The organism is Neobacillus novalis NBRC 102450, assembly GCF_001591805.1.
In the GTDB taxonomy this organism is placed as follows: Bacteria; Bacillota; Bacilli; order Bacillales; family Cytobacillaceae; genus Neobacillus; species Neobacillus novalis.
The window spans coordinates 15,815-41,492 of sequence record NZ_BCVP01000017.1 but is presented as its reverse complement, the minus strand read 5'-3'; the positions used below and the strand labels follow the sequence as shown (position 1 = coordinate 41,492).

Below are 25,678 nucleotides of genomic sequence, written 5' to 3'. Positions count from 1 at the left end.
AATTTTTCACATGGTGCCTGACACCTATTTATAAACATCTTCCCTTGAATGGAAACCATCCTTTATAATGGTCTCGTCGATGTTGTGCTTATCGACAGGTACGAAACTCATAACCTTCCTAAGAATTTGCTGCCTACTTCCCTTTTTGCAAATATAGTTAACTAGTTTCATGTCTGTTTAAGAAATGTTTTACTGCACCTAACATTCCTGCATCATTCCTATGTTTACATATAGTTATTGGTACTCTGAAATCCTTCCAGAAATCCAATTGTTCTAATTTTGCCTCAATACGCTCAATTAGTTCATTTTGAGCGCTTACACCACCGCCGATTAGGATCTTTTCTGGATTTAAGGTCACTGCTAAATTAAATATTCCAGAGCTAACATGATTCAGCCAGTTTTCAATCAAATGATTCACTTGTCCATCATGAACTGCTTCCTCAAAAATAACATGACCTTCTAAATTCTCCTCGATATTTATTCCTTTTAATTTTTTATAATCATTTATCAAACTACTTGTAGCTCCATTATGATGCCAAATTTCTTTTCCTTTATTTCCTCTTTCAGTAATCATAAATCCGAACTCTCCACCTCTGAACGAATGACCGTGAAGAATTTTCCCATCAATAACGATTCCGCCGCCTATTCCAGTTCCTATCGTTACACAAATAAAATTCTTACTGTCGATCGCATTTCCATTCAACAGTTCAGCTAATGCCACGCAATTTCCGTCATTCTCAACCTCTACAGGTATGTCCACTCTTTCTTCAAGTAATGATTTTATATTCTTTCCTTTTAGAGCTGCTACATTCCCTGCAGTTTCAGAATACCCAGTCGTAATATCTATAAACCCTGGCATACTAATTCCAATTCCGCTTACTTGATGAGAGTATTTGTATTCTTCAACAGTGAAAACCATTTCTGATAGAAATTGATCTAGGTCTGAAGTTAGTGTGTTATATTGACCTTTTTCAATAATCGTACCATCCTCAAACATTACTGAATGCTTTACTTTAGTACCGCCAACATCAAAAGCAATATATTTCTTTTCCAAAACGGAACCATCCTTCTTATTTTAAAATTGGACCATTTAAAACGTTTCTCCGTTAGTAGCAATGACATTTTTATACCAATCAAATGATTTCTTTTTGCTTCTTTTTAACGTTCCGGTTCCGTCGTTATTTTTATCAACGTAGATAAAGCCGTAACGCTTTTTCATTTCACCTGTTGTAAACGAAACGACATCAATACAGCCCCATGCTGTATAACCTATTAAGTCAACTCCGTCCATTTCAACGGCTTTTTTCATTTCTTTGAGATGGGAACCTAAATATTCAATTCGATAGTCATCCTGAATGCTGCCGTCTTCCTCCACCACATCTACTGCGCCAAAACCGTTCTCTACAATAAATAATGGCAGTTCATATCTCTCATATAACGTAACTAAGGTATATCTTAATCCTGCAGGGTCAATTTGCCAGCCCCAATCGCTTGCTTTTACATACGGATTCGGAACGGAATGTTGTGAAGCACCATCCAGCGATTTGCTAGTGTCCGTTTTCGCATCCGCTTTAACAGCATTAGACATATAGTAGCTTAGTCCGATGAAATCTACTGTTCCTTCTTTAAGGATTTGGCTGTCTTCAGGCTGCATGGCAATCTTATAGCCTTTACGCTCCCACTCTTTTAACACATAGTTTGGATAATACCCCCTTACATGGACATCAGGGAAAAAGAATCTTTCATGCATCGATTCTGCTGCAATCATAATATCATCAGGGTTACAAGAATAGGGGTAGAACGGAACAAATGCGACCATACATCCAATTTGAAAATCAGGGTTGATCTCTTTCCCTTTCTTTACCACAAGCGCACTAGCAACCAATTCGTGATGGGCAACTTGGTACATCGTTTCTTCCTTATTCTCATATTCTGAATACTTTATGCCAGAGCAAGTCCAACCAAAGATATCGGAAGAGGTATTTGTCTGATTGTTAATTTCATTAAAAGTCATCCAATACTTAACCTTGTCTTTATATCGTTCCATTACAGCAACAGCATACCTTACAAAGAAGTCAACTACCTTTCTATTAGTAAAGCCACCGTATACTTTTGCTAAATGATACGGCATTTCAAAGTGACTCAACGTAATAACCGGCTCAATTCCATGCTTTAACAGTTCATCGAATACATCATCATAAAATTGCAGCCCTTCTTCGTTAGGCTCTACTTCATCCCCTTTAGGAAAAATTCTTGTCCAAGCAATACTTGTACGGAAAGATTTAAAGCCCATTTCAGCAAATAATGCTATATCTTCTTTATAATTCCCGTAAAAATCAATGGCCTCATGATTCGGGTAATTTTCCCCTTCTAACACACCGTCCGTAATTCTTCGAGGGTTATCTCTTCCGCCTGCAGTTAAAACATCTACAATACTAGGTCCTTTTCCACCTTTATCCCATCCTCCTTCTAATTGGTGGGCAGCTACCGCACCACCCCATAAAAAGTTTTTTGGTAAACTAGTTTTACTCATTTTGTAACCTCCTTAGTTTTTTATGACTTCGAATTACACTTATGCAAGGCACTTTTTAAGAAGTAACATACTTATCTTCTAATTTACTAAAGGTTTTTTGGGCCCGCTTCATAATGACAATACTAATAACACTTCCTGACAAAAATGGAAAGGTTGCCGGGATATTAACAGTAAGATAATACATAAACAATGCGCTGCTGATGATTAATAGCATTGATAGTGGTGAAGAGACACCAAAATGAATGGCATATTTTATATATTGTAACGGCCTTAGTTGAAACAAAACAAAAACAGGAAAAATATAAACTAGTGTTACTATATACAATAGAGTTAGTAATAATAGTAATCCTGACAAAATAGTTGTATACCAGCCTTCAAGATTTCCGATAAATTTATAGTCTAGGTATAGTAAGAATCCAGCGGCTACAAGAAACAATGTTAGCAGATTAGCTTTCCAAAAGTCCTTTTTATAGGCTCTCCAAAAGCTTGAAAAAACTTTCACATCTTCCTGACCTATCACCCATTTACGAATAATCATAAACATGGAGGATGTTGCTGGTCCTACACCAAAAAGGAGGAGGCCCAGCAAACTAAATCCAATCCATAATAAGTTGACATAAACTAACCGCGTTATCCACTCACACATCCTGTATAACCACGATGATAAGCTGCCCATAGCCATTTTTCATCCCCTCCTTTTTAGTTTTATCCTTTAACAGAACCAGACATTAAACCTTTATTTATTTCATCAGTAAAGATTAGGTAGATGATAATAGATGGGATCGCAATTAAAGACATGACAGCAAATTGTGCTCCATAGTTAGAAGAATATTGTCCAACAAACTGAATAATAGAGAACGGCAATGTTTTAAATTTATCCAGTGTGATAAATGTGTAAGCCATAATAAATTCATTCCAGCAGTTTATAAAGTTGACAACGCTGATTGTTGCAATAGCCGGCCTAGTGATTGGTAAGATAATTTTAAAAAGGATGCCCCAGATACTACATCCGTCAATAACCGCAGCCTCTTCAATTGTCTTAGGAATGGTTTCCATAAACCCTGAAACGATAAACATACTAATCGGAATATTAAAAGCAGTATATGGTAATATTAAAGCCCAATAACTATTTAGCAAACCAACTTGATTAAAGATAATAAAGTTTGGTAATAAGGTAGCATGAATCGGAATCATCATACCTAATAAGATGATATTCATAAATAACACATTAAATTTCCACTTCATCCTTGTGAACGCATATGCAAGGAGAATAGAAACAACTGCAGTAATGGCAACAGAAACAAGTGTAACTAACAAGCTATTAAAGAAATACGGCAGAACATGCCCTTGAGTAAAAGCCTTAACATAGTTATCCCATTGTGGTGGGGAAGGGAATTGAAAAACGGCATCTCCAAAGAAATTACCACTCTTTAACAAGGAATAATCAAACAACCAAAGTAATGGGAAGAGCTGTAAAATTCCTACAATCGCCATAAAAGTGTAAAGGATTACTTTCCCCACTTTTGGTGGTTTCCTTTTTCTCTTCTGTGAGATATTTAGTTTTGAGTTTGTATTCATTTGATTTCCCACTAGTATTCACCAACATCTCTTTTAAGAACTTTGTTTAACACTACTGTGATAATTAGTACAACGATGACAAATAGCACAGAAATGGCATTACCATACCCATATTTAGCATATGAAAATGCTGTTTGATACAAGTAATTACCTAGAAATTGCGTACTATTTCCCGGACCGCCATTTGTCATTAAGTAGACTACTTCCATTTGTTTTAAACATGAAATAACAGCAATAATAATAGCAACACGCATCATTGGCGCTAATAGTGGTATGACAACTTTCGTATATAATTGAAATGGATTTGCGCCATCGATCTTCGCAGCCTCATAAAGTTCATCTGGCACCCCCTTTAAGCCAGCATAATAGAGTAAAAATGCGTATCCGAACCCTTGCCAAATGGTTACAATAATAACAGACCATATAGCTAGATCGGGATTACCCAACCAATCCTGTTTTAACGAAGATAATCCAATTGAATCTAGTATGTTGTTAAGCAACCCGTATTGTGGGTTATAGATACTTGCCCATAATTTTGCCGTTACAACGACAGAGATAATTGCAGGGATGAATAGGATTGTTCGCAATACCTTTTCCCATCTTCCGCAATGCGTAATTAATATCGATAAGAAAATGGCTATTGGGTGCTGAATGAGGATTGTTGCCACTGTTAAAAGCAGGGCATTTATCAAAGATGTTCTAAATATTTCATCACTAAAAAGAATATTTTTAAAGTTTTCAAAACCAATAAAGTTATAATCTCCTATCCCGCCCCAGTCTGTAAACCCATAATAGATGCTCATTCCGATTGGAAAAATAATCATCGAAACAAGAATCAGAAAACCTGGTGCAACCAGTAAGAAGATCGTTTTTTTATCAGACATCAACTTATTCATTTCTACCACTCATTTCATCTGTAAATACTTATACCAATACCCCTTTAATATTGAAGATGATGGTACGACATGCACCATCATCTTCATTATTCAGATATTTTATTTTGATGCATCACGAGCTTTTTTAGCTGCTGCATCCAGTTTTTCTCCGAACTGGTTTGGTGTGACTTTACCAGTAAATAGCTCTTGGTGAAGACTCATAATTGTTTCTTTAAATTCTGGTGTTGAATCGTCAAGAATTGGTGTACCACTAGCAGATGTTACACTGTTGAAAATATCAATCATTTCTTTTTGAAGCGTAGACTCCTTACCAGTTAAATACTTATCAAAACTTTGTGCTGGCATTCCTGCTCCACTTTGCCATGTAAGCTTCGGCCAATTTTCAGATTCAAAGAAGTACTTTAAGAATTTAACAGCCTCTTCTTTATGTTCTGAGTTATTAGAGATGGAATATCCACCACCTTGGTAGATTACTAGATCTCCTGCTTTTGATTTATCAGATACGGGATAAGGGATAACACCTACATTATTTCTAAAACTTTCAGGGAAGTTTTCATCTGTAGCTAGACCCATCTCCCATGCACCCATTAAATACATTGCTGCTTTTTCTTGACCAAATAAGTTTCTTGCAGTACCATAATCTGCGGTTAAGTAACCATCAGCGAATACGCCTGCATCTACTATTTCTTTCATCTTTTTTGCTGCTGTAATGACTGCCGGATCAGTATAAGATTTATCACCGTGAAGTGCATCATCCATTAAATCAAAGCTACCAGTTTCACGTTGTAATGCGTAATCAAACCACATTGGGAATATCCAGCCGTCCATACCGTTAGTTGCAACTGGGTTAATTCCTAACGCACGAAACTTTTTAGATACGGCAATTAAATCTTCTTGTGTTTTTGGAGGCTCGATACCGTTTTCTTCAAATAGACGCTTGTTATAGAAGAGCGGTAAAAAGTCCGTGTTCCTCGGTACTCCGTAAAGCTTTCCATCTTTAGAGAATCCATCAAAAGAACCTTCGATGAAATCCTTATCTTCAAAGTCTGCAGGATTTAGTTCATATAACAAACCGTTGTTAATTAATGGTGCGATAAAAGAGGATTGACCCCAAGCCTGAATGATGTCAGGTAATTGTTTTGTAGAAGAATAAATTTTGATTTTATCTTTGAACGGCTCATCTTGAAGCGCTTCCACTTCAATCTTTACATTTGGGTTTTTCTCCATATAGGAATCGATAATTTTTTGTTCAACCCCGCCCAAACCTGTTTCACGGTCTGGAAGTGCTGTAAAGAATTTTAATGTTACCTTTTCTCCATCCTTTTTCCCATCTTTAGAACTACCCTCTTTACTACCGGTATTGTCACTACATGCGACTAAACCAATAGAGAGAATAGCAGTTAAAAGTAATAATATCCATTTTTTCATCATTTCCCCACCTTTTTTCTATTTATTTTGTTACTACATTTAGTTTATGGTTTATGGAAGAAGAGAACAATGCGGCATTTTTTAGAAAACGTTTACATTTTTAAGACTTATATCAAGGTGGCAGGTTCCATATTCCAAGGGTATACAGTATAATAGTCCTGATTGGAAGCGCTAAACTACAGGTAGCTTTGAACAGAATTGAGGCAAATAGATGAAGAGGAAAAAACTATTAAATCTCTATATTGACTTGCCAATTCGATTTAAAATCCTCATTTGGTTTATACCACTATTACTTATAACCATTGTAATAACTGGAGGTTATTCCTACTATACAGCTAAAAAACAGGTGTTAGAAAAAATTAATCTATCACAACTAGAATTTACCAATCAAATAAGTAACCAGCTGGATTATATTTCAGGTGATGCCATTGATTTTACAAATTACCTTTTTCTATTGTCCAGCGTACAACAATTTCTAAATCCCATACCGGAGGAAGATTCCATATCCAGACACCAACAAATAAATGAGCTTGTTTCTCGTTTGTTAGTTAATCAGCGAAATATTCAGTCGTTAGTGTTATATAGCTTTAATGAAGAAGTCCCCCCATTAGCTGTTAATCAAACGGGGATTACTAGTGCGATGCCATTTAATAAATTCAAAGAAACTACGCATTATCAGCTAGCAGTTGAACAACAAGGTAAACCTTCTTGGACATTATTAAAAGGAAAAGAGAATGTTTTTGAAGGTGATCGACGCAACAAAATTATTATAACCAAAGTCATAAAAAATTCTTATACATTAAAAGACATAGGGATGATTATTATCGGAATCAGTGAACAGACATTAAGAAACAAATTTACAAATGGATTAAACAATGATGCGCAATTGTTTATTGTAAATAAAAATAGTCAAGTAGTTACATCCACCGATGATAATTGGATAGGCAAAACTATAGATGATACTCCCTATTTTAAAGTATATTCAGATAGAACGATTGAACTAAAGAACGATCAATTATTATTTGCTAAGTCTAGCTCGGAATACGGATGGGACGTTCTCCTTGTTCAACCTAGAAATGAGTTACTTAAAGAATTAGATAAAATCAAAGTTTTGACACTTCTTGTTACGGCATTTTGTTTTGTAGTCGGCGTGTGGATTTCATGGTTTATCTCCTCCATTATTACCAAGCCACTTAAAAAACTGACAAAATCGATGCTTATGGTAAAAATCGGGGATTTCAACCAAAAAGTGAACCTTCATGGAAAGGATGAAGTTGGTGAACTTGGAAACGTCTATGATTTAATGGTTCAGCAAATAAAGAAGTTAATTAACGATGTTTACCATTCACAACTACGTCAAAAAGAGGCAGAGTTAAAATTTTTACAAGCTCAAATACATCCACATTTTTTATATAACACCTTAGATACCATCTTTTGGATGGCCCAGAAAAAGAATGAAACGGCAATAGCTAACATGATTCACTCGCTATCCCAGTTTTTTCGATTGAGTTTAAGTGATGGCAAGGATTTTGTTCCTATAAAAAATGAATTACTATTAGTTGAAAACTATCTAACACTTCAAAAGAAGCGATTTACTAACAAATTCTCTTATGAAATAAATGCAAGTGATGATGTAAAGGATTTCCTTATTCCTAAACTATTAATTCAACCACTGATAGAGAATGCGCTTATTCACGGTATTGAATTACTTGAAGACAATGGTTTTATATATATTCATATTTTCCAAGAAAAGGATCAACTATTGATTAACGTAGTAGATAATGGCTGCGGGATTGAAACTGACAAACTAAAAAAAATCAATTCCTATCTACAATCAAATCAATTGAAGGAAAGCACGTTGAGTTCTAATAACCGACCGGGATACGCCCTTTTGAATATTATGGAGCGCTTAAAAATCACTTTTGGAAATCAAGCAAATATGACGATAGAAAGTGAATATGGCCTAGGAACCAAGATTAAAATGACTCTCCCATTATCATCGATAAACAAGATATAAATAATCAAACTTCCATTTTCATAGTTATTATTAGTAAAGGGAGTGAAGAAATGCTTAAGCTAATGGTAGTAGAAGATGAAAAAACAATTCGTGAAGGCATTATTTCAACTATTGATTGGGATGTACATAATATTAAAATTAGTGCAGAGGCTTCCAATGGAGAAGAAGCGCTTAACCTTATGGAATCTATTAAACCGGATATTATCTTAACCGATATTCAGATGCCAAAAATGAGTGGTTTAACATTTATCGAACTAGCAAAAGAAAATGGCTTTTCATTTGAGGCCATTATTCTAACAGGATACGAAGATTTCAATTATGCCAAACACTCAATCCTATTAAATGTATTTGATTACATTCTGAAACCAGCTCAACCCACAGAGATATTAAATGCTGTTCTTAAAGCAAAACAAAAATTAGAGCAAAAAAAGTGGATGGATGAACAACTTAATTTGTTAGAACACTATACAGATAAAAGTATTTGTCTTGATAAAGTAGAAACACTTACAAAATGGTTTCATTTTCAGGAAGGTTCTCAATTTGGGAACAGGGTAGAAATAATTCCTAAGCTAAAGATGAAAATAAATAATAATCAACCTCTCCACGTGGGCATGGTCTGGCTTACACCACAACAAAAAGATCAATATATTATTGACGATTATGAATTATTAAAATTCACTTGTATGAATATTGCTGCAGAAACATTGTCAGCCTATTATAATAACAAGTTAGAAGTAATTTTTGACCAAAATGCACTTGTATGGGTTGGAAATATTAATGACTCTCATCATCCTAACAAACTAAAAAAATTCCTTGACCAATTGGTAGAAAACTTTCAAATTTATTTAAAGCTACCTATATATATAGGAGTTGGTGATCCAAAAGAATCGATTACCGAAATTCATAAATCGTATTTGGAGGCACAGCACGTACTGGATGAGCAATATTACCACCAAGAAAATAACTTTTTCTTTCATAAGAAAGAAAATGACCCAGTAGAAAAACAAATCCTCCATGATAAAGAACTAGCTATACTAGAGGATGAAATAATCTCCCATATGTATAATAAACAGTATGATTCTGCCTTAGATAAGTTAGAAAGCTGGTTGAGTTATCTTGAAGAGAAGACCTTTTACCATAAAGAACAAGTCAACTTAAAGGCTTTTACATTAATTGTCGAGATGCAAAAATTTGTTCAAGGAAATACGCTGACCAAAATTGAATGGGAAGTTGATTTGATTAACTGGATTGAACAAATGCCATCAATGAGAACATTTGATGATATGTCATCGATTCTAAAAAAAATATTCCAAAATGTCTTTGATATACTAACGGCAGAGAAATCTATTCATCGTACAGTTCAAAGAGCTCAAACAATTATTGAAGAGAGATATAACGGGAATTTATCTCTGGAGTCAGTTGCAAATGAGGTATTTGTATCTAGTGCATACTTGAGTTCATTATTTAAACAGGAACTAGGTGTAAACTTCTTAGATTATTTACACCAATACCGCATATCACAAGCCAAAGTTCTACTAACCAAGAATTACAAAGTTTACGAGGTTGCTAATAAAATTGGCTACAACGACGAACGCCATTTTAGCAGCACGTTTAAAAAATGGACTGGAATTACTCCATCTCAATTTCAGAAAAAAACTAAAATAGCAAAATAATAAAAAACCCAGATTACAAGAATAAACTCTGTAACCTGGGTTTTTTCAGTTATTTATTAGCGGTATTTCTTCTATTTCTGGTATAGAGGAATCCTCCAATTAGGAAGAAAACTAAACCAGCAAGAATATTGTTGAACATTGATGTCGCAGTATTAGGAAGCTTGTCCTCATGGTCTTGACCATTACCTGATTGGGTACCATTCCCCAGGTCAGTTCCTGGGCTAGTTCCTGGATCGGTTGTTCCTGGATCGGTTGTTCCTGGATCGGTTGTTCCCGGATCAGTTGGTCCCGGATCGGTTGGTCCTGGATCGGTTGGTCCTGGATCGGTTGGTCCTGGATCGGTTGGTCCTGGATCGGTTGGTCCCGGATCGGTTGGTCCTGGATCGGTTGGTCCCGGATTTTCTGGATCCACCATTTCTAATTCAAACCAATCCAAGTTAAATCCATTTACCAGAACTTCCATCCTTACTGTTTGATCACCCTTTGGAATGTAAAGAGTATTTCCGGAAGACGCATTTTGGTATGCTCCCCAGTCTCCAGTACTGGTTAAATTCGTAGTAACCTGGTTGTTGCCCACTGATGCCCGGGCACCAACGCCGCCTTCTGTTGTTGAGTAATGGTAGGTCACTTTATAATTTCCTGGTGGAACATTGATCAAGTAATCTATCCACCCATTAGCCGTCGTATAGCCAATATTGGTGCGTGTTGAGCCAGGTTGAATGATCGCTTGACTGGCATTATAGTAATCTTCTGCCTCTACCTTAATAACATCTTCATCCGAGTGAAGGGCTTGTAATTTTTCAAACTTTATCTTATTTAATTCAAAGCCACCGTTAGCAGCGAAGACTCTAATTTTCTGCTTTCCTGATGGCAACGATACAGTTTGTTTTACTTCAGACCATGCCCCCCATATATTCGGAATAGTGAAGGCTGCTAATGTATCACCATTTTCACTCTTAAAAACAATTCCCTCACCAACATCGGAATTTGTCACAACGCCCAGTGTTAAAACATATTGACCATCTTTAGGGACGTCAATTACATATTCAATCCAATCACCTGATTGTACATCCGTGATTTTTCTGGTATCGCTTGGACCATTTGCGAAACTAACACCGCTGAGTTTATAAAAATCTTTCTCAAGGTTGATTTCACCTGGAATCGCTGTCGCTTCTTCCTGATTCGTCGTTCCCAGTAAAATGAATGTATCACTTAGAGTGGTTCCATTGGTTGAATCATCATAAGCTTCCACAGGAACATTGACTGTCAGGGTTACATCTTCATAAATAGGCCTGTCATCCTGAGAATACTTAATGGTTACTTTGGTCGGACTGTTATAGATGACTTCTGAAAGAACAATGTTTCCATTTGTAACAGCTTTACCTGTTAAGCTGATTTGTTGAACAGCTTCCTCTGTAAAAGTACCGCCTGAAATCGTTACTGTTAGCTCGCCATCACCGGCTTGTTGTGTTTTAGGTTCTACAGTAATACTTTCTATATCATCTATTGCCTTAAATACGACCGTTTCACTAATGTCGAAAGCTGCTGTAGATCCGGATTTAGCCCAGCCCTCAAACTGATTTTGACTAACAGTTAATTTAGCAATTATATCAGTATCATAATCAACCGTTCGATTACCAGATAAGGTAACCTTAACATGATTATCACTTATTCGCTCCACTTTTGATATGGTTGTACCCTTTGGACCATTGAGTTTCCATTCGTTTATATCTAATTCGTTTACAAATGTATCGTTTTCAACAAAGACATCAACGATATGGCCATCTTCGGCTCCTTCGGTGATTGTGGACTTTTCTAGTGATAAGGTTGTCCCTACTGAAATCCAATCGATGTTCATTCCTTCCCGAACTTGAAGTCTCAATACATGGTTACCCGCAGTCAAGGTAATTTCATCATTTGCCAGTTTGTAGGTATCCCAGCCTCCCGTGCTGTTTAAAGCAGCCGTATGAATTGAGTGACCATCTACGATCCACTCCAAGCTGGGATTGGGATTACCAGATGCATAACGATAAGTTACTTTATAGGTACCGGATTCATTGACATTAATCTGATAATCGAGCCAATCGCCCGGATCTAAGTAGCCCACACTTAACCCTTTATCAAGATCTTGGACAAGTATACCGCTGGCATCCGTAAATTCCTCTGCCTGAATCCTGCCTGGAATGGTATGAATATCATTCGTGATTTTTGTAAACGTGATATCGTTAAAATTATAATCAGTTTCGTGAGCGGTAATGGTTAAACGTTGGATTCCCTTGTTTAAGTGTAACTGAATTCGTTTTTTCGCCCAATTTTCCCACCAGCCCGTTGATTGAAGGTTTATGGTTCCTGCCAATTCACCATTTATAGCAAGATCGAGCTGCGGTTTTTCTTTATACCCGGCAAACCCAAAGTCAACGTAATAGTCACCGGCTTCGTTAACATTTAAAAGGTAATCTAACTTGGTCACTTCACTTTGCTTGTTAATTTCTCCGATATAACCATCTTTTGTCGTAAAGCTGCCTTCTGCTTGATCATAATCAATTGCTTTCATCTTACCGGGTACCTTATGTGCATCTAAACGGTCCCAACGATAAGTAGCAACTGAATTGGCGGGTAAAGTCGCAATGAACTGGGTACCCTCAGAAACCAGCTTGAACTTTTGAGCCTGCTTGGTTTGATTAGTAACAACTGTTACGATTTCCTTTTGATCAGGACTCATGAAGGAGACATTGGTTACTGTATCAGCTGAACCATAATCACTTCCAATACGGATATAATCCGGTTTAACAAACTTCGAATAGTGCCCGCTGATATAATATTCGGGAGTCAGCCAATAGTTATCCGGATTAGCGGAATCCTGAACAATGGTTGTCGGATCTGGTGTACCTACCCATTGATGGGTACTAATATCACTATCAAGCATGACAACCCAAGAGTTATAGCTTCTTGCATAGTTCCTGAAGTACTGGGCAATACGGTCGGCTCCATTAGTTCCCCATACGGAACGTTCAGTTAAATAAACATTCTTGTCAGGAAATTGCTTTTGCAGTTTTGTCATTTCGGACAAATCACCGCCATAATCATGAAAGGCAGTACCTTCAACCGCTGCATAGCCATCTGCATCTTTTAGAAAATTCGCTGCATACGCTTGTGCATCAGATGGATTATGATCAAACATCCATAGTTTCACATGCTTGAACCCGTTAGCATCAAGCTTTTCTCTTAAATGCTTGGACACTTTTACCGCCTGTTTCCATGGTAAATGCATACTTGGATAGTCAATTTCAAGAAGTGGTTCGTTTTGAAGCGTCATCGCTTCAATTTCAATTCCCTCTGCGCGATAGGCCTGGAAATATTTCAAATAATATTCAGCCAGTATTTCTTCATATCCCTCTTTAAGTGAACCCTTAATCATACTGTCTGATGTTTTCATCCAGCCTGGTGGACTCCATGGCGATGCAAAAAACTTGATAGCAGGATTAATTTCTTTCATTTGCTTAACGGTGTCAATAATATGAAACTGGCGGTCCTTTTCAATCGAAAAATGTTCTAGTTTTTCGTCTGTCTTACCAGCAGGCATATCATCATAAGAATAAAATTCTCGGGCTGTAAAGTCAGATGTTCCCATCGTCAGCCTCATCATGCTCATGCCAACACCCTCAACAGGGTCAATCAATTGCTTTAACAGTTCGTAGCGCTTCTCCTCACTCATTTTCGACATGTTGTAAATCGTAGCCTCATCAACGGAAGACCCAATTCCCATAATCGATTGAAATTTTTGAGTAGGATCAATATGAAAAGTATTTACACTTGATTCGTCCACTTGCTGCATGATATTAATATTTTCTTGCTTCTCTAGTTTAGGATCTCCCTCTTGCCAGCGAGAGTTATAATACCACCCCATATTTTGTGAATCTCTCGCTACTGTCACCCAGTTTTCTACAGCATTATCTTTTACCACTGCTGCAACGTCATCTTCCGGTAATGCCGGCGGGTCTGGATTAGGGTTGTAATCGGCGGGTATATCTCCCGTTCTGGTAAATTGATACCAGTTAAGGTTTAAGGCCCCACCCGTATATGAGACACGAAGTTTTTGATTCCCTTTTTCTAATACAACATTCTTAATGGTGAATGTCTTCCAACTTTGATAGCCCCCAGTACTGGAAACTGACATTTCACCAATATTTTTGCCCTTTTCATTTATGAATTTTAGGCCTGTTTTTTCATTTGCTGCATAGCGAACATCGATATTGTAGCTTCCCGGCTCGTTAACATTAACCTGATAGTCAATCCAGTCTCCCGGATCAGCCCAGCCAACGTTTAGACCGCCGCCTTCATCTTGAGTCTGTTCCGTATCCACTCCGGATTGCGTTAACCAATCCTCTGCCTCAATTTTACCCGGAATGGCATGTCCTTCGACAGTTGGTTTTTCAGGTGGTTCAGGGAGGTTAGGTGTTTGCTCACCCTTTACTAAACCATATCCCGTATTAAATAAGAAGTTTTCACTTTGCTCTCCATAAAAGGATGGATACGCTTCCATAAAGAATGGCCAGCGAATCGGCAATTTCCCTTTGAAATCGTTGCTGTCATTAAACAAGATATCTGCAACACCGCCGCCTTCTGTTCCAGGCAGCCAGGCAGCCACCACGCCAGCCCAATCTTTCAGCTCGTCTGTGATAATCATAGGTCTGCCTGAAACTAGAATAACCACAATCGGAATGTCTTGATCTGCATTACGGATATTTTGAATCGTTTGCTCTTGTTCAAAGGATAGTTTTATTTCACTGGTATCCCCATTGCTTTCGGCGTAAGGATTTTCTCCGATGACAACAATCGCGACATCATGCCCCGCGGCGCCACGCCCATGCTTATTATAGGTTACCTTATCTGCTCCAACCTTTTCCTTGATACCATCCAATATAGTAGTACCGGGTGTAGTCTTACCAGCACTGCCCTGCCAGCTGATGGTCCAGCCTCCTGACTGCATACCAATATCGTCGGCACTCGAACCAGCAACAAAAACCTTATTCATCTTACTTAATTGAGACATAATCGGTGAACCATTGACCACATCGTTCTTTAATAGAACAAGAGATTCTCCTACAGCTTGACGTGCAATCTTTTTATGTTCTTTACTGCCAAACTCCTTGGCTAAACTTGGATCTGTCTTTGGATTTTTAAATAACCCTGCTTCAAATTTCACCTTAAGAATTCTTGATACAGCATCATCAATACGGTCCATTTTGATATCGCCATCGGCAGCCAATGTCTTTAAATGACCAAGAGCTGTCTGCCAGTTTTGCGGCTGCATGAACATATCGACACCGGCATTAACGGCAGTTTTCAATTGATTTTTCAAACCGCTTACAGGGTTGCCGTCCTGGTCAACACTAATTTGATCTACGCCATTATAGTCCGTTATGACGTAACCATCAAAACCTAATTCCCCTTTTAAGACATCCGTAAGCAGCCGTTTATTTGCATGCATCTTTAATCCTTGGATACTATGATATGATGCCATAACGGTCCGAACACCGGCATCAACAGCTTGTTTATAAATATTTAATTCTTTAGCCAGAATTTCATCCTCTGTAAGAGAAGAGATATTTCCTTTGTTTTTCCCGTTATCTGTATATCCTTCCCCGATAAAATGTTTAGCTGTTGCTACAACCGTATTATTCTTTGCTAAATCTGCACTGGGGTTCTCTCCTTGCAAACCTTTAATATAGGCGGCGCCTAATTGGGCTGAGATATTAGCATTATCCGAGAAAGCCTCATAAGTTCTGCCCCATTTAATATCTTGGGCAGTAGCTGTTGTCGGAGCAAAGTCCCAATGGATACCTGTTGCCTTTATTTCAGCGGCAGATGCAGCGCCAATTTCTTTTGTTAACGCCACGTTATTGGCAGCACCCAATCCGATATTATGAGGGAAAATAGTGGCACCAATCACATTGTTGTTTCCATGAACGGCATCGACACCATAAATAATTGGTATCCCAAGCCGTGTCCCTAATGCAGCATCTTGATAGCCATCCACTAATTTTTTCCAATTATCTGGTAAACTGTCTGCCTGTTTACCATTTGGAAATGAACCGCCTCCGCTTAGCACAGAGCCAATATTATATTGTTTCACTTGTGCTGGTGTAATAGAGGCTTTTTCAGCTTGAATCATTTGTCCAAGTTTTTCATCGGTAGTCATTTTACTTAGCAAATCAGCCACTCTCACATTGATTGGCTGGTTTTCATCTAAATAAATTGGGTCGCCGCTGACACTCGCTGCATTCGCCGTTAATGGGGAAAAGAAACCTTGTAAAACATAAGACATCATAACCGCGATTGTAAAAATGGCGATACCTCTCTTATATTTTCGCATTTTTTACCTCCTTGTGTTTATGGTTCTCCTTTTACACCTTTACGAATTACCTATGTAATTTACCTCCTTTTAGTAGATTTCCTCTCCTTAAAGACCAAAAAAATAGAATCATATACTTTTTTCGGATCTCAGATTTAAAGCGCATACATTTTAAATATTCAAAATATGCACTTAGCCCCAGTTTAGTTTAGTTCTACCATTATTTTAAGTAGAGATTTTTATGGTTTCCCGTATCATTTTTTAGAATATGCTATTTTCCTACATAAATTTAAAAAAGGGTCAGTCCTCCGCTGCTTTACCGTAGCGGGGGAATGACCCCAAATTTGTAATAATTGCGAGTGGTGACTAGACACTTAATTAAAAAATTGTGGGAGGTATTTCCTGTGGGCATTTATCATTTCATCGACAATTTGTTTTGCTAGTGAATCTGATGCTACTAATGGATTAATGGTTAATGCTAAAATTGCGAGATTACGGTCACCCGTTACTGCTGCTTCTGCGGCAACTCGTTCAAACGATTTAATTTGTTGTACAAGCCCACGCACAGGGAATGGCAAATCACCCATTGCGATTGGTTTTGGACCATCCTTTGTAATGATGCAGCTAATTTCGACAGCAGAATCGCTAGGAATACTTGCGATAGCACCATTATTTCTCGTATTAACTGGTTGAATATCTCTTTTATCATTATAAATACTTGAAATCAGCCGTACAGCTGCATCAGAATAATGAGCACCGCCTCGTTTTTCTAATTGGGGTGGTTTAATATCGAGGTTTGGATCCTTGTATAATTCAAAAAGCTCTTTTTCAAGTTTATGAACAACCTCAGCACGTGTACCTTCCGTTTCAGCGTCTTTTCTTATTTGTTCAAACGCTTCCCTCGATTTGTAATAATAGTTATGATAATAACAGGGAATGGCATTTAAGGCTTTCAGGAATTCAGGTTCCCAGCTAATTCCCTGGATGTTTTTCACAGTACTGCCATTTTCAATGTTTGTTACCATCTCAATTACTCTATCTTTTACACTAACACCATCTAAATAGATATCCAATCCATACACCATATGATTTAGTCCGGCGAAATCAATTCGGACTCTAGAATGCTCCACCTCTAGTAAATCCGCAACGGCCCTTTCCATACCAATGGGAACATTGCATAGTCCAACTACTTTATCAATATTTGAATATCTTAATACTGCCTCTGTCACCATACCGGCAGGATTTGTAAAGTTAATGAGCCATGCATTCGGGCACAGCTCCTCCATATCTTTACATATATCCAAAATAACCGGTATCGTCCGTAATCCTTTAAATAATCCGCCAGGACCATTTGTTTCCTGGCCTAATACACCATATTTTAATGGAATCCGCTCATCTTTTACCCGTGCATCCAGTAAGCCAACACGTAATTGGGTTGTAACAAAATCAGCATCTTTTAACGCCGCTCTACGGTCTAATGTTAAATGAACATCAATTGGTAAACCTGCTTTTCTAATCATACGTTTTGCAAGATTACCAACAATATTTAACTTTTCCCATCCTTCTTCTATATCGACCAACCAAATTTCTGATACAGGTAATTCATCATAACATTTAATAAAACCCTCAATTAATTCTGGAGTATAACTGGAACCGCCGCCAATTGTTGCAATCTTAAGGCCCTTTTTCACTTGAAAACCCTCCCTAAAACAGCTTTTAATAATCATTAACCCCAATAAGATCTTTTGCCATGATCCTAATAAAAGGACCATTACTATATTGGTATTTTAATAATCCTTTAATGGTTGTAATTATTCACCAAATCTTTTATACATCTCAATCATTTCTTTAACTAATTCAGAAATGGTTTCCGTACTCATTAATTGGTCTTCAGCATGCATAAATAGTAAAGAAAATCCAACTTTGTCTCCCGCAGCTTCTTTTTGAATTAAGGAAGCGTGTACTTTATGTCCTTCAACAAAATACTTTTTTGATTCCGCTAATTTTTCTTCTGCTAGGGCAAAATCCCCTTCCTTTGCTGCATAAAGGGCTTCCATTACTAAACTTTTTGCTGAACCGACATTGCTAATAATTTGAAAAGCTATCATGTCTAAACTTTCGTTCGCCACTTTATTTCCACATCCTCCCAGCTGCGGTGTGCAGCCTAAGAATAGAATACTCGATTTTCAAAGATGAATTATTTATTATCCATTAATTTTAAGGCTTCTTCTAAAACTTTTTCACCGTTCATCAGCCCATAATATTGCATGTTGATTGAGTCAACCGGAATGTTTTTTCCTTGCAGCTTTTTTTCAAATTGAGCTTTCATATAACGGACTTGTGGACCAAGCAATAATACATCGATGTTCTTCTTCCCCAAAATATCATCAACTTCTGAAGCAGAAACTGCGAAAATATCCGCTTCAAGATTTTGGGCTGCGGCTGCTTTTTGCATTTTTGATACTAACAGACTCGTACTCATTCCTGCTGAACATACTAACATAATTGTTTTCATAGCTATTCCCCTCCAGATATATTATTTAGTATTTGAAAGCGTAAAGGTTGACCAAGGCTTAAGGTAATCTAATAAAAAGACGGACTCCTCTTTAAGATGCCCAACGACATTGCGATTTCCTTCGTTTTCCATATCCTTTAATGCGACTTGTGTTTCTCCTTTGTATTGACCAAAATCATCATTACAAATTAAAATATCACCTTTTTTGATTGGTTCCGTATGATGTGCCGGAATACTTGCATCTTTATATTTAATCCGTGTAGAAGTAGAACGAATCATATATTCCGAACGATCTCCTCTATATAGATGGATCTCGTCAAGAATTATTTTCTTTTCTACTTCAGAAAGACCATCGATTAATTCAATTTCAAAGTTTGGATGTGCGCTTAAAAATGCTTCTGACATTGCTTTTAGCTCTTCTTCAGTTGCATACGCATTGCCAATTAATAAATCATCAATGGTATCCATTAACCGATAATGAGTAACCTGGGTATGCACATTTACGTTTCGGTGCTGTTCTAATGTACACAAACCTGTTTGAACTGGCCACGGTCCGATTTTCCCTTCCTGTGAAGTAACAAAAGCTGCAGTATGAATATTATGTTTAGTAAATTGAGCTGTCGTCTCTTCAAAATGAGACTGTGAAATACCTGAGTATTTTTGCGGGTAAAAGTTATGTGAGGCACAGAAGTTTTCCTTTTTTGGATGGTAACTTACTATATTTTCAATATAGTTTGTGCCGCTGCTCATATTTACTTCGATTTTCAAATTAAGTGGATTCTTTGTCATAAGGGATTCTTCAAATCCAGTAAAGCCAATATCCAAACGAATTCCAGCCGCCCCTAAATCTTTAAAGAAGCCAAGGTTATCATAACTAATATTTAGTTGGTTAAATAATCCCGGGTTGATATCCAATATCGTTTCCATTCCAATTAAATTACCATACTCAATTATTCTTTTGAATTTATTAATAACTTCTTCTGTATCTCCATCAATTTCTAAAAGACTAGTGAAAATTCTGGTGAATCCATTTTTCCTAGCAAGATCAAGATATTCTTTATCATGTTCAAAAGTACTTTTTTCAGGGTAAATAGATATGCCGATATTCCCCATCTTTCTTCCTCCTATTCGAATGGAAAGTCACTTAATAGTGGTGTTTACAGGGGGGATCATTTTTCCTCAAAATCACTTTCCATTGACTTCCTTTAAATAAGCCGCTTCTATTTGGTTCAGCATTTCTTTAAATCTCCTTTTTTTCAACGGAGACCAAATAATGCCGATAAACATATCATTCAAATTCTGAAGATAGCCATAGGATTCCATCTTTTCAATATAGTGCAATTCACAATTCCCATCCTGAAGTGGCTGAATCTTGTAGGCTACTAAAAAATCATGTTTATTACTGGTTGTTCGATACTGATAGGACATGTCTTTAGTGATTTCTTCAATCCGAATGGTAGCTTTGGAATTTTTTGAGAACGTCTTGGTGTATTCGAACCCTGCCAGTTGTTTTTCCGATACTTTTTTTCCCGTTTGGGAATGGATGTCCGCTAAAACCGATTTTATAATCGTCTCATAAAGAAATTTATCTGGCACTTTCATTTTTCTTACGATTTCCATCAGATTCACCTAATCTTTTTCTGTTTTATTTCTCTTCTTTTCCTTAACAAGGATAATGATACCAACGATAATAAGAAAGAGTGCAGTAGTCAGATTAAGAATATCGTACTTCCCTAATTTAGCATTTGCGCTAAAGAGCAATAGGAGACAGCCGATACTAAGAAGAAATAAACCCCATTTACCCACGTTCATCATCCTTTTTATTTGGCTGGGGCAGAACGGAAATAAAGAACCGAACCCCACGGCTGATTTTTAATGGCCGTTTTCACCAATTTCGCTGCCTTTTCCAAATCTTCTGCGTTTGTTTCAAAATAAAGATTGATGCCTTTTTTTTCTTTATAAGAAAATTGAATCCCATCTTCGTTACAATTGTTCAATAGTTCTATGATTTTATCTTGATGTACTGCTGCGCTAATTTCAATCATTTTTTCGATTCCTTTCCTTATGATAAAGAAGGGTGAACCACTTCACTATGCAAGCGGCCCCCCCAATTTAGTGTTTACTCTTAAATAGACTTGGTATCATGCCCTATATCTGTAGCAATCTTGTCTTCATGTCCTAAATCTGGATCCATCTTGTTTGCGGCCATGACAAATGGAATCCAAATCGCAAATGATGCCAACATGGCAACCAATGTAACAAGCGGTGCACGCCAGTCTGCTCCTGTAGCCAAGAAGGATAACAAGAACGGAGGTGTAACCCAAGTCACTTGTTGAGAAACCGGATTAACGAGTCCCCACATAGTTGCCCAGTAACCGATCGAAACAGACACGACTGGTGCAAGCAAGAATGGAATGAACATCATCGGGTTCAAGACAATTGGCAAACCGAACATGATTGGTTCATTGATATTGAAAATTCCAGGTCCTACCGACAAATTGGCAACTGTCCGGTAATCTTTTCGTTTAGAGAAGAGGAGCAGCGCCACAATCAAAACAATCGTTCCGCCTGAGCCGCCATACCAGGCATAAGCGTCAAAAGACCCGCGAACCCACATGTATCCTTTAGAAATGACCAAATCAGCTCCGCCTTGTTGGAACAGGTTAACGTTTTCCAATTGGGCAACACCGAAGACTCCTTCCAAGATTGGTGCAAGAACGTTCGGTCCATGGATTCCGAAGAACCAGAACAACTGGACGAACAGGGCAACCAGAACAACTGCTCCAAACCCTTGAGACAGCCCAAGAAGCGGCTGAGCAACTGTTTTTTGCAACCATTGTAAGAAAGTCATATCCGGTACGATCTTGGAGAATACGAAGTAGAAAATAGCAACAACATATAGAGCCGCAGTTGCCGGAATGATCGATGCAAACGCCTTCGAAATGGCTGGCGGAACGGAATCCGGTAACTTGATCGTGATATTCCTCAACATCAATTTAACAAATATCATCGTAGCAACAAAACCAATAATCATTCCAGTAAAGAAGAGATTGGCGTCCAAGTTGTTCAATGGGAGCCAGCCCCATCCTGCCGCTGTGATGCCTTCACTAGTAGCAGACCACCCGGCTGCATTTATGGCATCTACAGTGGCTGCGTCCAAATTCAATCCTGAAATTCCACCAGAGAAAGAGAACGTAATCCCGGCAAGCGAAGCCGCGGTTGAAACAATTCCTCCAGATAACGGATCAACTCCGTAGGCTTTGGCAATATTATATCCCCACGAAAACACAAAAATCAAACCGGCAACCGCGAGGGTTCCACTCCATACATATCCATTAATCGCAATAATTTGTTTAATGACCGGAATACTGTTCCCGTCGTATCCATCGAAGAATTGCGGCGGCAGATCCCGTAGAAGAGCATTAAGCATAACAGCCACAGAGCCGGCCATTGTTGCCGGGATCGTTCCAATAAATGCATCCCTTAAAGCAACCAGATGCTTTTGACCGCCAATTTTAGCCGCAAGAGGAAGAAAATATCTTTCTAAAAATGCGATTAAACCTTGCATTAAAATACCTCCCTATTAGGAATTTAAAAACGTGTTAAAAATCCAAATTCCGGGGTCAAAGCCAAGCGTCTTTTTCTTACATTTCTCTTACATTGCTTCCATCGCATCCCTCCCTTCAAGTATGGGCCTATAACAGCATTATGCTCTGTCCAGTAATAGTAGAACACCGCATGAATACGCTTACATAAATCCTAAAAATGGAGCTCACCTTGAAATAAAGGCAACAAAAAGAAAGGCTATAAAACTTGTATTTTTTATACGGTGTAACAATAGAACAATTCATTCAACAATAATGCCGCCGCTCCAAGTACTGTTATATCATCACCGAGTTTACTCACTTCAATAACCGTTTCCTCCCTGAGTTTGTCTATCAGTACCCGCTCACTAATTGCTTGCTGAATACTCGGTAATAAAAACTCTTTGCTCTTCATCACGCCTCCGCTTAACACAATCTTATTAGGATTGACCGTATGGATGAAGTTAACAATACCTACCCCAATGAATTTGCCGGTTTCCTCCAGCACCTGAATGTATTCTTGTTTTTCTTGTTTTGCTAAACGGTAGACTTCTTCTGCGGTTAAATTTTCTGGTGCATTCGATATGGACCTTTTGGCACTAAGGACAATTGCATCACCAGTAACAAAAGTTTCAAGGCATCCAATGTTGCCACAGCTACATCGTTCACCACCTAACGAAATGGATACATGGCCAATTTCACCGTTCACACCCTGAGCACCATGGATCAACTTATTGTCTACAATCAAGCCGGATCCCACACCGCGGCCAATATTAATGACTGCAAAACATTTGACAGCGCTTTCATCATTTCCAAACCAATACTCTCCTAGCGTCATCGCCCGTGAATTATTTTCCACTAAGACCGGTAAGACAAATTTCTCCTCTAACGTTTGTTTAATTGGAACATTTATTAAACCGGAATTGACAGAGGAAAGGGAGGTACCTGTTTCACGATCGATGACCCCATGCATTGCTACGCCAATACCTAGAATCTTGTCTATATGCTGATTAAAGCCCCTCAAAAGCTGTTCGACGACCGCTGACAAGCTAGTCAAAAATTCTCCTTTTGTGATGTTTGGATGAATTTCCACCTCTACACGACTATGGATGTGGCCCACCAAATCACTGATAATCCCTTTTATAGTTTTCGAACCTGCATCCAACCCAATCACATAATAACCATCTTCTTTTAATTGAAGCAGTGTTGGCTTCCTGCCTCCTATTGATTGACCAAGGTGGCTTTCCATCACCAAATTTTCACGAATCAATTCCTTCACTATACTACTTACGGTAGGGGGAGTAATGCCTGTTTCTCTTGCGATATCTGCTCGTGAAATAGAACCGGACAATCGAATTTTATTTAAAATGGTTGTTTTATTGACTGATTTCATAAATTCAAATGTCCCTCGTTGCATAACTATTCTCGCTTTCTTCCAAAGATAACTATCTTAATAAATTTAATTAACTAAGTTTATCTAAATTATACCTTTTCTTCTTATTTTTTCATACCTATTTTTCTGATTTTTTGAAAAAAATCGAATTAATATAACCAAGTATAGTAAACTTTTAATTATAGGATTTTCTTTATTGGAAAGTTTGTAAAAACCAAAAAATGATGTTGTGATTTGCTATGCAAATCGTCTTGTTAAAAAGTGATAAATGCTGATATATCCATATAAATAAAAGGTATAGAACCATTGCGGTTCCATACCCTATTTGTGTTGTTAATTCAATTTTTGGATCCTCGTCCCTTGTCTCTCCTTCTATGCTTGCCTGCTTTCAAGCCTGCGCGCGATTAATGACAAACAATAGTTGACAATAAAGTACATGAAAGCCACTACCACAAAGATTGGAATAATGAAATTAATATTTTGCGCATAAATGATTTGGGCATTGTGCATGAATTCCGGCAGGGCAATAATCACACACAGTGAAGTGTCCTTCAATAACGAAATAAATTGACTGACAATCGGTGGAACCATGCGCCGAAGTGCTTGTGGCATGACAATAGACACTAATGTTTGGATATACGTTAACCCTGATGAACGGGCAGCTTCAATTTGTCCTTTATCAATGGAATTCAAGCCGCTCCTTACAATCTCAGCCAGCATCGCTGACTCAAACACAGTCAATGCCGCTATCGCTGCAACCGTTGGGCTTAGCTTAAGTCCCACTTCCGGCAGGGCAAAAAAGATAAAGAAAATGATAAGCAGCAACGGCAGATTCCGTATCGTTTCGACAATTACTGCCACGACCTTCGATAGGAACGGAATGTTTGCATATCGTAAAGTCCCAAACACGATTCCAATAATAAAGCTTAGTACAATAGAAATAAAGGCAACGTAAAGCGTCAACTTAAACCCATCGGCGAGGAATTTTAAATGATCGACTGAGAGAGCGCCTGCAATATCCATAATTCCCCCTCCTTAATGGCTTCTAGCCAAGCGTTTTTCCAAATAACCAACGCCCAGACTTAATGGTATTGTTAACACAAGATAAAACATCGCTACAAAAATGTATACGGGAAATGTAACGAATGTATGGGAGGATACAAGATCGCCGAAGTACATTAAATCTAACCCAGCAATCATTCCCAAAATAGCGGAGTTTTTTACAAGATTAATAAACTGGTTGCCAATTGGAGGAATGACTATTTTAATCGCTTGCGGTAAAATAATGATTCGCATTGCCTGCAAATAGGTGAGACCAGATGATCTTGCTGCCTCCATTTGTCCTTTTGGTACAGCTTGTATTCCAGCTCGAATCGCTTCGGCAATGAATGATGCGGTATAAATGGCAAGGGCAATCGTCCCTGCCACAAATCCGGATAACGTTACACCGATTGAAGGAAGACCGATATAAAAGAAGAAAGCTATGATGAGAAGAGGAATATTTCTGATAAACTCAACATACGCGCTGCCAATCCAATTCAAAGGTTTAATGGGTGCGATTCTCATAACAGCTACAATTACGCCAATAATAAAGCTTCCGATTAGGGCAATGATACTTGCCAGCACGGTATTCTTAAATCCTTCTAAATATGTATCCAAGTTATTAATCAGTATCGAAAAATCAAGCATATTGATCTCCCCTCCTT

20 protein-coding genes are annotated in these 25,678 nt (G+C 37.9%); 2 read left to right on the top strand and 18 right to left on the bottom strand.

All coding sequences use genetic code 11. The annotated features are described in order from the left end of the window. Nucleotides 1-157 precede the first annotated feature (157 nt). The 6 genes from BANVL01_RS14885 to BANVL01_RS14860 all read right to left on the bottom strand — a co-directional run bounded on the left by BANVL01_RS14885 (nucleotide 158) and on the right by BANVL01_RS14860 (nucleotide 6,435). Nucleotides 158-1,054, bottom strand: coding sequence for an ROK family protein (locus BANVL01_RS14885; protein WP_066147932.1), 897 nt, complete (start codon nucleotides 1,052-1,054; stop codon nucleotides 158-160). Between the two features lie 36 nt (nucleotides 1,055-1,090). Next, nucleotides 1,091-2,533, bottom strand: a complete 1,443-nt coding sequence (locus tag BANVL01_RS14880; RefSeq protein WP_066092505.1) for a 6-phospho-beta-glucosidase — start codon at nucleotides 2,531-2,533, stop codon at nucleotides 1,091-1,093. A gap of 55 nt (nucleotides 2,534-2,588) precedes the next feature. Beyond that, on the bottom strand, nucleotides 2,589-3,215 hold the full coding sequence (locus BANVL01_RS14875) for a YesL family protein (RefSeq protein ID WP_066092506.1): 627 nt from the start codon (nucleotides 3,213-3,215) through the stop codon (nucleotides 2,589-2,591). A 23-nt stretch (nucleotides 3,216-3,238) separates the two neighbouring features. Further along, nucleotides 3,239-4,111: a carbohydrate ABC transporter permease gene (locus BANVL01_RS14870; protein WP_082805005.1), complete on the bottom strand. Its 873-nt coding sequence runs from the start codon at nucleotides 4,109-4,111 to the stop codon at nucleotides 3,239-3,241. Nucleotides 4,112-4,122: 11 nt separating this feature from the next. Beyond that, nucleotides 4,123-5,007, bottom strand: a complete 885-nt coding sequence (locus BANVL01_RS14865) for a carbohydrate ABC transporter permease (RefSeq protein WP_066092511.1) — start codon at nucleotides 5,005-5,007, stop codon at nucleotides 4,123-4,125. A gap of 99 nt (nucleotides 5,008-5,106) precedes the next feature. After that, on the bottom strand, nucleotides 5,107-6,435 hold the full coding sequence (locus BANVL01_RS14860; RefSeq protein WP_066147929.1) for an ABC transporter substrate-binding protein: 1,329 nt from the start codon (nucleotides 6,433-6,435) through the stop codon (nucleotides 5,107-5,109). A gap of 211 nt (nucleotides 6,436-6,646) precedes the next feature. Here BANVL01_RS14860 and BANVL01_RS14855 point away from each other — a divergent pair, with 211 nt between their 5' ends. Further along, entirely contained in the window at nucleotides 6,647-8,452 is a 1,806-nt protein-coding gene (locus BANVL01_RS14855) for a cache domain-containing sensor histidine kinase (protein WP_066092517.1), read from the top strand. Nucleotides 8,453-8,502: 50 nt separating this feature from the next. Continuing rightward, nucleotides 8,503-10,125, top strand: coding sequence for a response regulator (locus BANVL01_RS14850; RefSeq protein WP_066092520.1), 1,623 nt, complete (start codon nucleotides 8,503-8,505; stop codon nucleotides 10,123-10,125). Nucleotides 10,126-10,174: 49 nt separating this feature from the next. On the opposite strand, the gene BANVL01_RS14845 is transcribed toward BANVL01_RS14850, so the two are convergent. From BANVL01_RS14845 to BANVL01_RS14795, 12 genes are all read right to left on the bottom strand, one after another. Further along, on the bottom strand, nucleotides 10,175-16,501 hold the full coding sequence (locus BANVL01_RS14845) for a glycoside hydrolase family 3 N-terminal domain-containing protein (RefSeq protein WP_066147926.1): 6,327 nt from the start codon (nucleotides 16,499-16,501) through the stop codon (nucleotides 10,175-10,177). 353 nt (nucleotides 16,502-16,854) lie between these two features. Further along, on the bottom strand, nucleotides 16,855-18,171 hold the full coding sequence (locus BANVL01_RS14840; RefSeq protein ID WP_066092526.1) for a 6-phospho-beta-glucosidase: 1,317 nt from the start codon (nucleotides 18,169-18,171) through the stop codon (nucleotides 16,855-16,857). A gap of 120 nt (nucleotides 18,172-18,291) precedes the next feature. Continuing rightward, nucleotides 18,292-18,588, bottom strand: coding sequence for a PTS sugar transporter subunit IIA (locus tag BANVL01_RS14835; protein ID WP_066096996.1), 297 nt, complete (start codon nucleotides 18,586-18,588; stop codon nucleotides 18,292-18,294). 89 nt (nucleotides 18,589-18,677) lie between these two features. Next, on the bottom strand, nucleotides 18,678-18,995 hold the full coding sequence (locus BANVL01_RS14830) for a PTS sugar transporter subunit IIB (protein WP_283935857.1): 318 nt from the start codon (nucleotides 18,993-18,995) through the stop codon (nucleotides 18,678-18,680). A gap of 21 nt (nucleotides 18,996-19,016) precedes the next feature. Next, on the bottom strand, nucleotides 19,017-20,108 hold the full coding sequence (locus BANVL01_RS14825; protein WP_066092529.1) for a DUF871 domain-containing protein: 1,092 nt from the start codon (nucleotides 20,106-20,108) through the stop codon (nucleotides 19,017-19,019). Between the two features lie 72 nt (nucleotides 20,109-20,180). Then, the gene (locus tag BANVL01_RS14820; protein WP_066092532.1) at nucleotides 20,181-20,615 is read right to left on the bottom strand and encodes a DUF3284 domain-containing protein; all 435 of its coding nucleotides are present in this window, start codon (nucleotides 20,613-20,615) and stop codon (nucleotides 20,181-20,183) included. Between the two features lie 9 nt (nucleotides 20,616-20,624). Further along, nucleotides 20,625-20,801, bottom strand: coding sequence for a DUF3188 domain-containing protein (locus tag BANVL01_RS27295; RefSeq protein ID WP_156482305.1), 177 nt, complete (start codon nucleotides 20,799-20,801; stop codon nucleotides 20,625-20,627). Between the two features lie 14 nt (nucleotides 20,802-20,815). Beyond that, nucleotides 20,816-21,040, bottom strand: a complete 225-nt coding sequence (locus BANVL01_RS14815; RefSeq protein ID WP_066092535.1) for a hypothetical protein — start codon at nucleotides 21,038-21,040, stop codon at nucleotides 20,816-20,818. 80 nt (nucleotides 21,041-21,120) lie between these two features. Then, nucleotides 21,121-22,563: a PTS sugar transporter subunit IIC gene (locus BANVL01_RS14810; protein ID WP_066092538.1), complete on the bottom strand. Its 1,443-nt coding sequence runs from the start codon at nucleotides 22,561-22,563 to the stop codon at nucleotides 21,121-21,123. A gap of 254 nt (nucleotides 22,564-22,817) precedes the next feature. Next, on the bottom strand, nucleotides 22,818-23,972 hold the full coding sequence (locus BANVL01_RS14805) for an ROK family transcriptional regulator (RefSeq protein ID WP_235845583.1): 1,155 nt from the start codon (nucleotides 23,970-23,972) through the stop codon (nucleotides 22,818-22,820). A gap of 372 nt (nucleotides 23,973-24,344) precedes the next feature. Then, entirely contained in the window at nucleotides 24,345-24,995 is a 651-nt protein-coding gene (locus BANVL01_RS14800; protein ID WP_066092546.1) for an amino acid ABC transporter permease, read from the bottom strand. A gap of 12 nt (nucleotides 24,996-25,007) precedes the next feature. Continuing rightward, nucleotides 25,008-25,661, bottom strand: a complete 654-nt coding sequence (locus BANVL01_RS14795; protein WP_066092549.1) for an amino acid ABC transporter permease — start codon at nucleotides 25,659-25,661, stop codon at nucleotides 25,008-25,010. Nucleotides 25,662-25,678: the final 17 nt, after the last annotated feature.

What these genes read in the sequence shown, in the direction of transcription:
- BANVL01_RS14800 (WP_066092546.1), bottom strand. Translation starts at nt 24,995, where the DNA reads ATGGATATTGCAGGCGCTCTCTCAGTCGATCATTTAAAATTCCTCGCC.
- BANVL01_RS14850 (WP_066092520.1), top strand. Translation starts at nt 8,503, where the DNA reads ATGCTTAAGCTAATGGTAGTAGAAGATGAAAAAACAATTCGTGAAGGC.
- BANVL01_RS14880 (WP_066092505.1), bottom strand. Translation starts at nt 2,533, where the DNA reads ATGAGTAAAACTAGTTTACCAAAAAACTTTTTATGGGGTGGTGCGGTA.
- BANVL01_RS14865 (WP_066092511.1), bottom strand. Translation starts at nt 5,007, where the DNA reads ATGAATAAGTTGATGTCTGATAAAAAAACGATCTTCTTACTGGTTGCA.
- BANVL01_RS14815 (WP_066092535.1), bottom strand. Translation starts at nt 21,040, where the DNA reads ATGATTGAAATTAGCGCAGCAGTACATCAAGATAAAATCATAGAACTA.
- BANVL01_RS14810 (WP_066092538.1), bottom strand. Translation starts at nt 22,563, where the DNA reads ATGCAAGGTTTAATCGCATTTTTAGAAAGATATTTTCTTCCTCTTGCG.
- BANVL01_RS14845 (WP_066147926.1), bottom strand. Translation starts at nt 16,501, where the DNA reads ATGCGAAAATATAAGAGAGGTATCGCCATTTTTACAATCGCGGTTATG.
- BANVL01_RS14795 (WP_066092549.1), bottom strand. Translation starts at nt 25,661, where the DNA reads ATGCTTGATTTTTCGATACTGATTAATAACTTGGATACATATTTAGAA.
- BANVL01_RS14825 (WP_066092529.1), bottom strand. Translation starts at nt 20,108, where the DNA reads ATGGGGAATATCGGCATATCTATTTACCCTGAAAAAAGTACTTTTGAA.
- BANVL01_RS14870 (WP_082805005.1), bottom strand. Translation starts at nt 4,111, where the DNA reads ATGAATACAAACTCAAAACTAAATATCTCACAGAAGAGAAAAAGGAAA.
- BANVL01_RS14830 (WP_283935857.1), bottom strand. Translation starts at nt 18,995, where the DNA reads ATGAAAACAATTATGTTAGTATGTTCAGCAGGAATGAGTACGAGTCTG.
- BANVL01_RS14805 (WP_235845583.1), bottom strand. Translation starts at nt 23,972, where the DNA reads ATGAAATCAGTCAATAAAACAACCATTTTAAATAAAATTCGATTGTCC.
- BANVL01_RS14835 (WP_066096996.1), bottom strand. Translation starts at nt 18,588, where the DNA reads ATGATAGCTTTTCAAATTATTAGCAATGTCGGTTCAGCAAAAAGTTTA.
- BANVL01_RS14855 (WP_066092517.1), top strand. Translation starts at nt 6,647, where the DNA reads ATGAAGAGGAAAAAACTATTAAATCTCTATATTGACTTGCCAATTCGA.
- BANVL01_RS14860 (WP_066147929.1), bottom strand. Translation starts at nt 6,435, where the DNA reads ATGAAAAAATGGATATTATTACTTTTAACTGCTATTCTCTCTATTGGT.
- BANVL01_RS14820 (WP_066092532.1), bottom strand. Translation starts at nt 20,615, where the DNA reads ATGGAAATCGTAAGAAAAATGAAAGTGCCAGATAAATTTCTTTATGAG.
- BANVL01_RS14875 (WP_066092506.1), bottom strand. Translation starts at nt 3,215, where the DNA reads ATGGCTATGGGCAGCTTATCATCGTGGTTATACAGGATGTGTGAGTGG.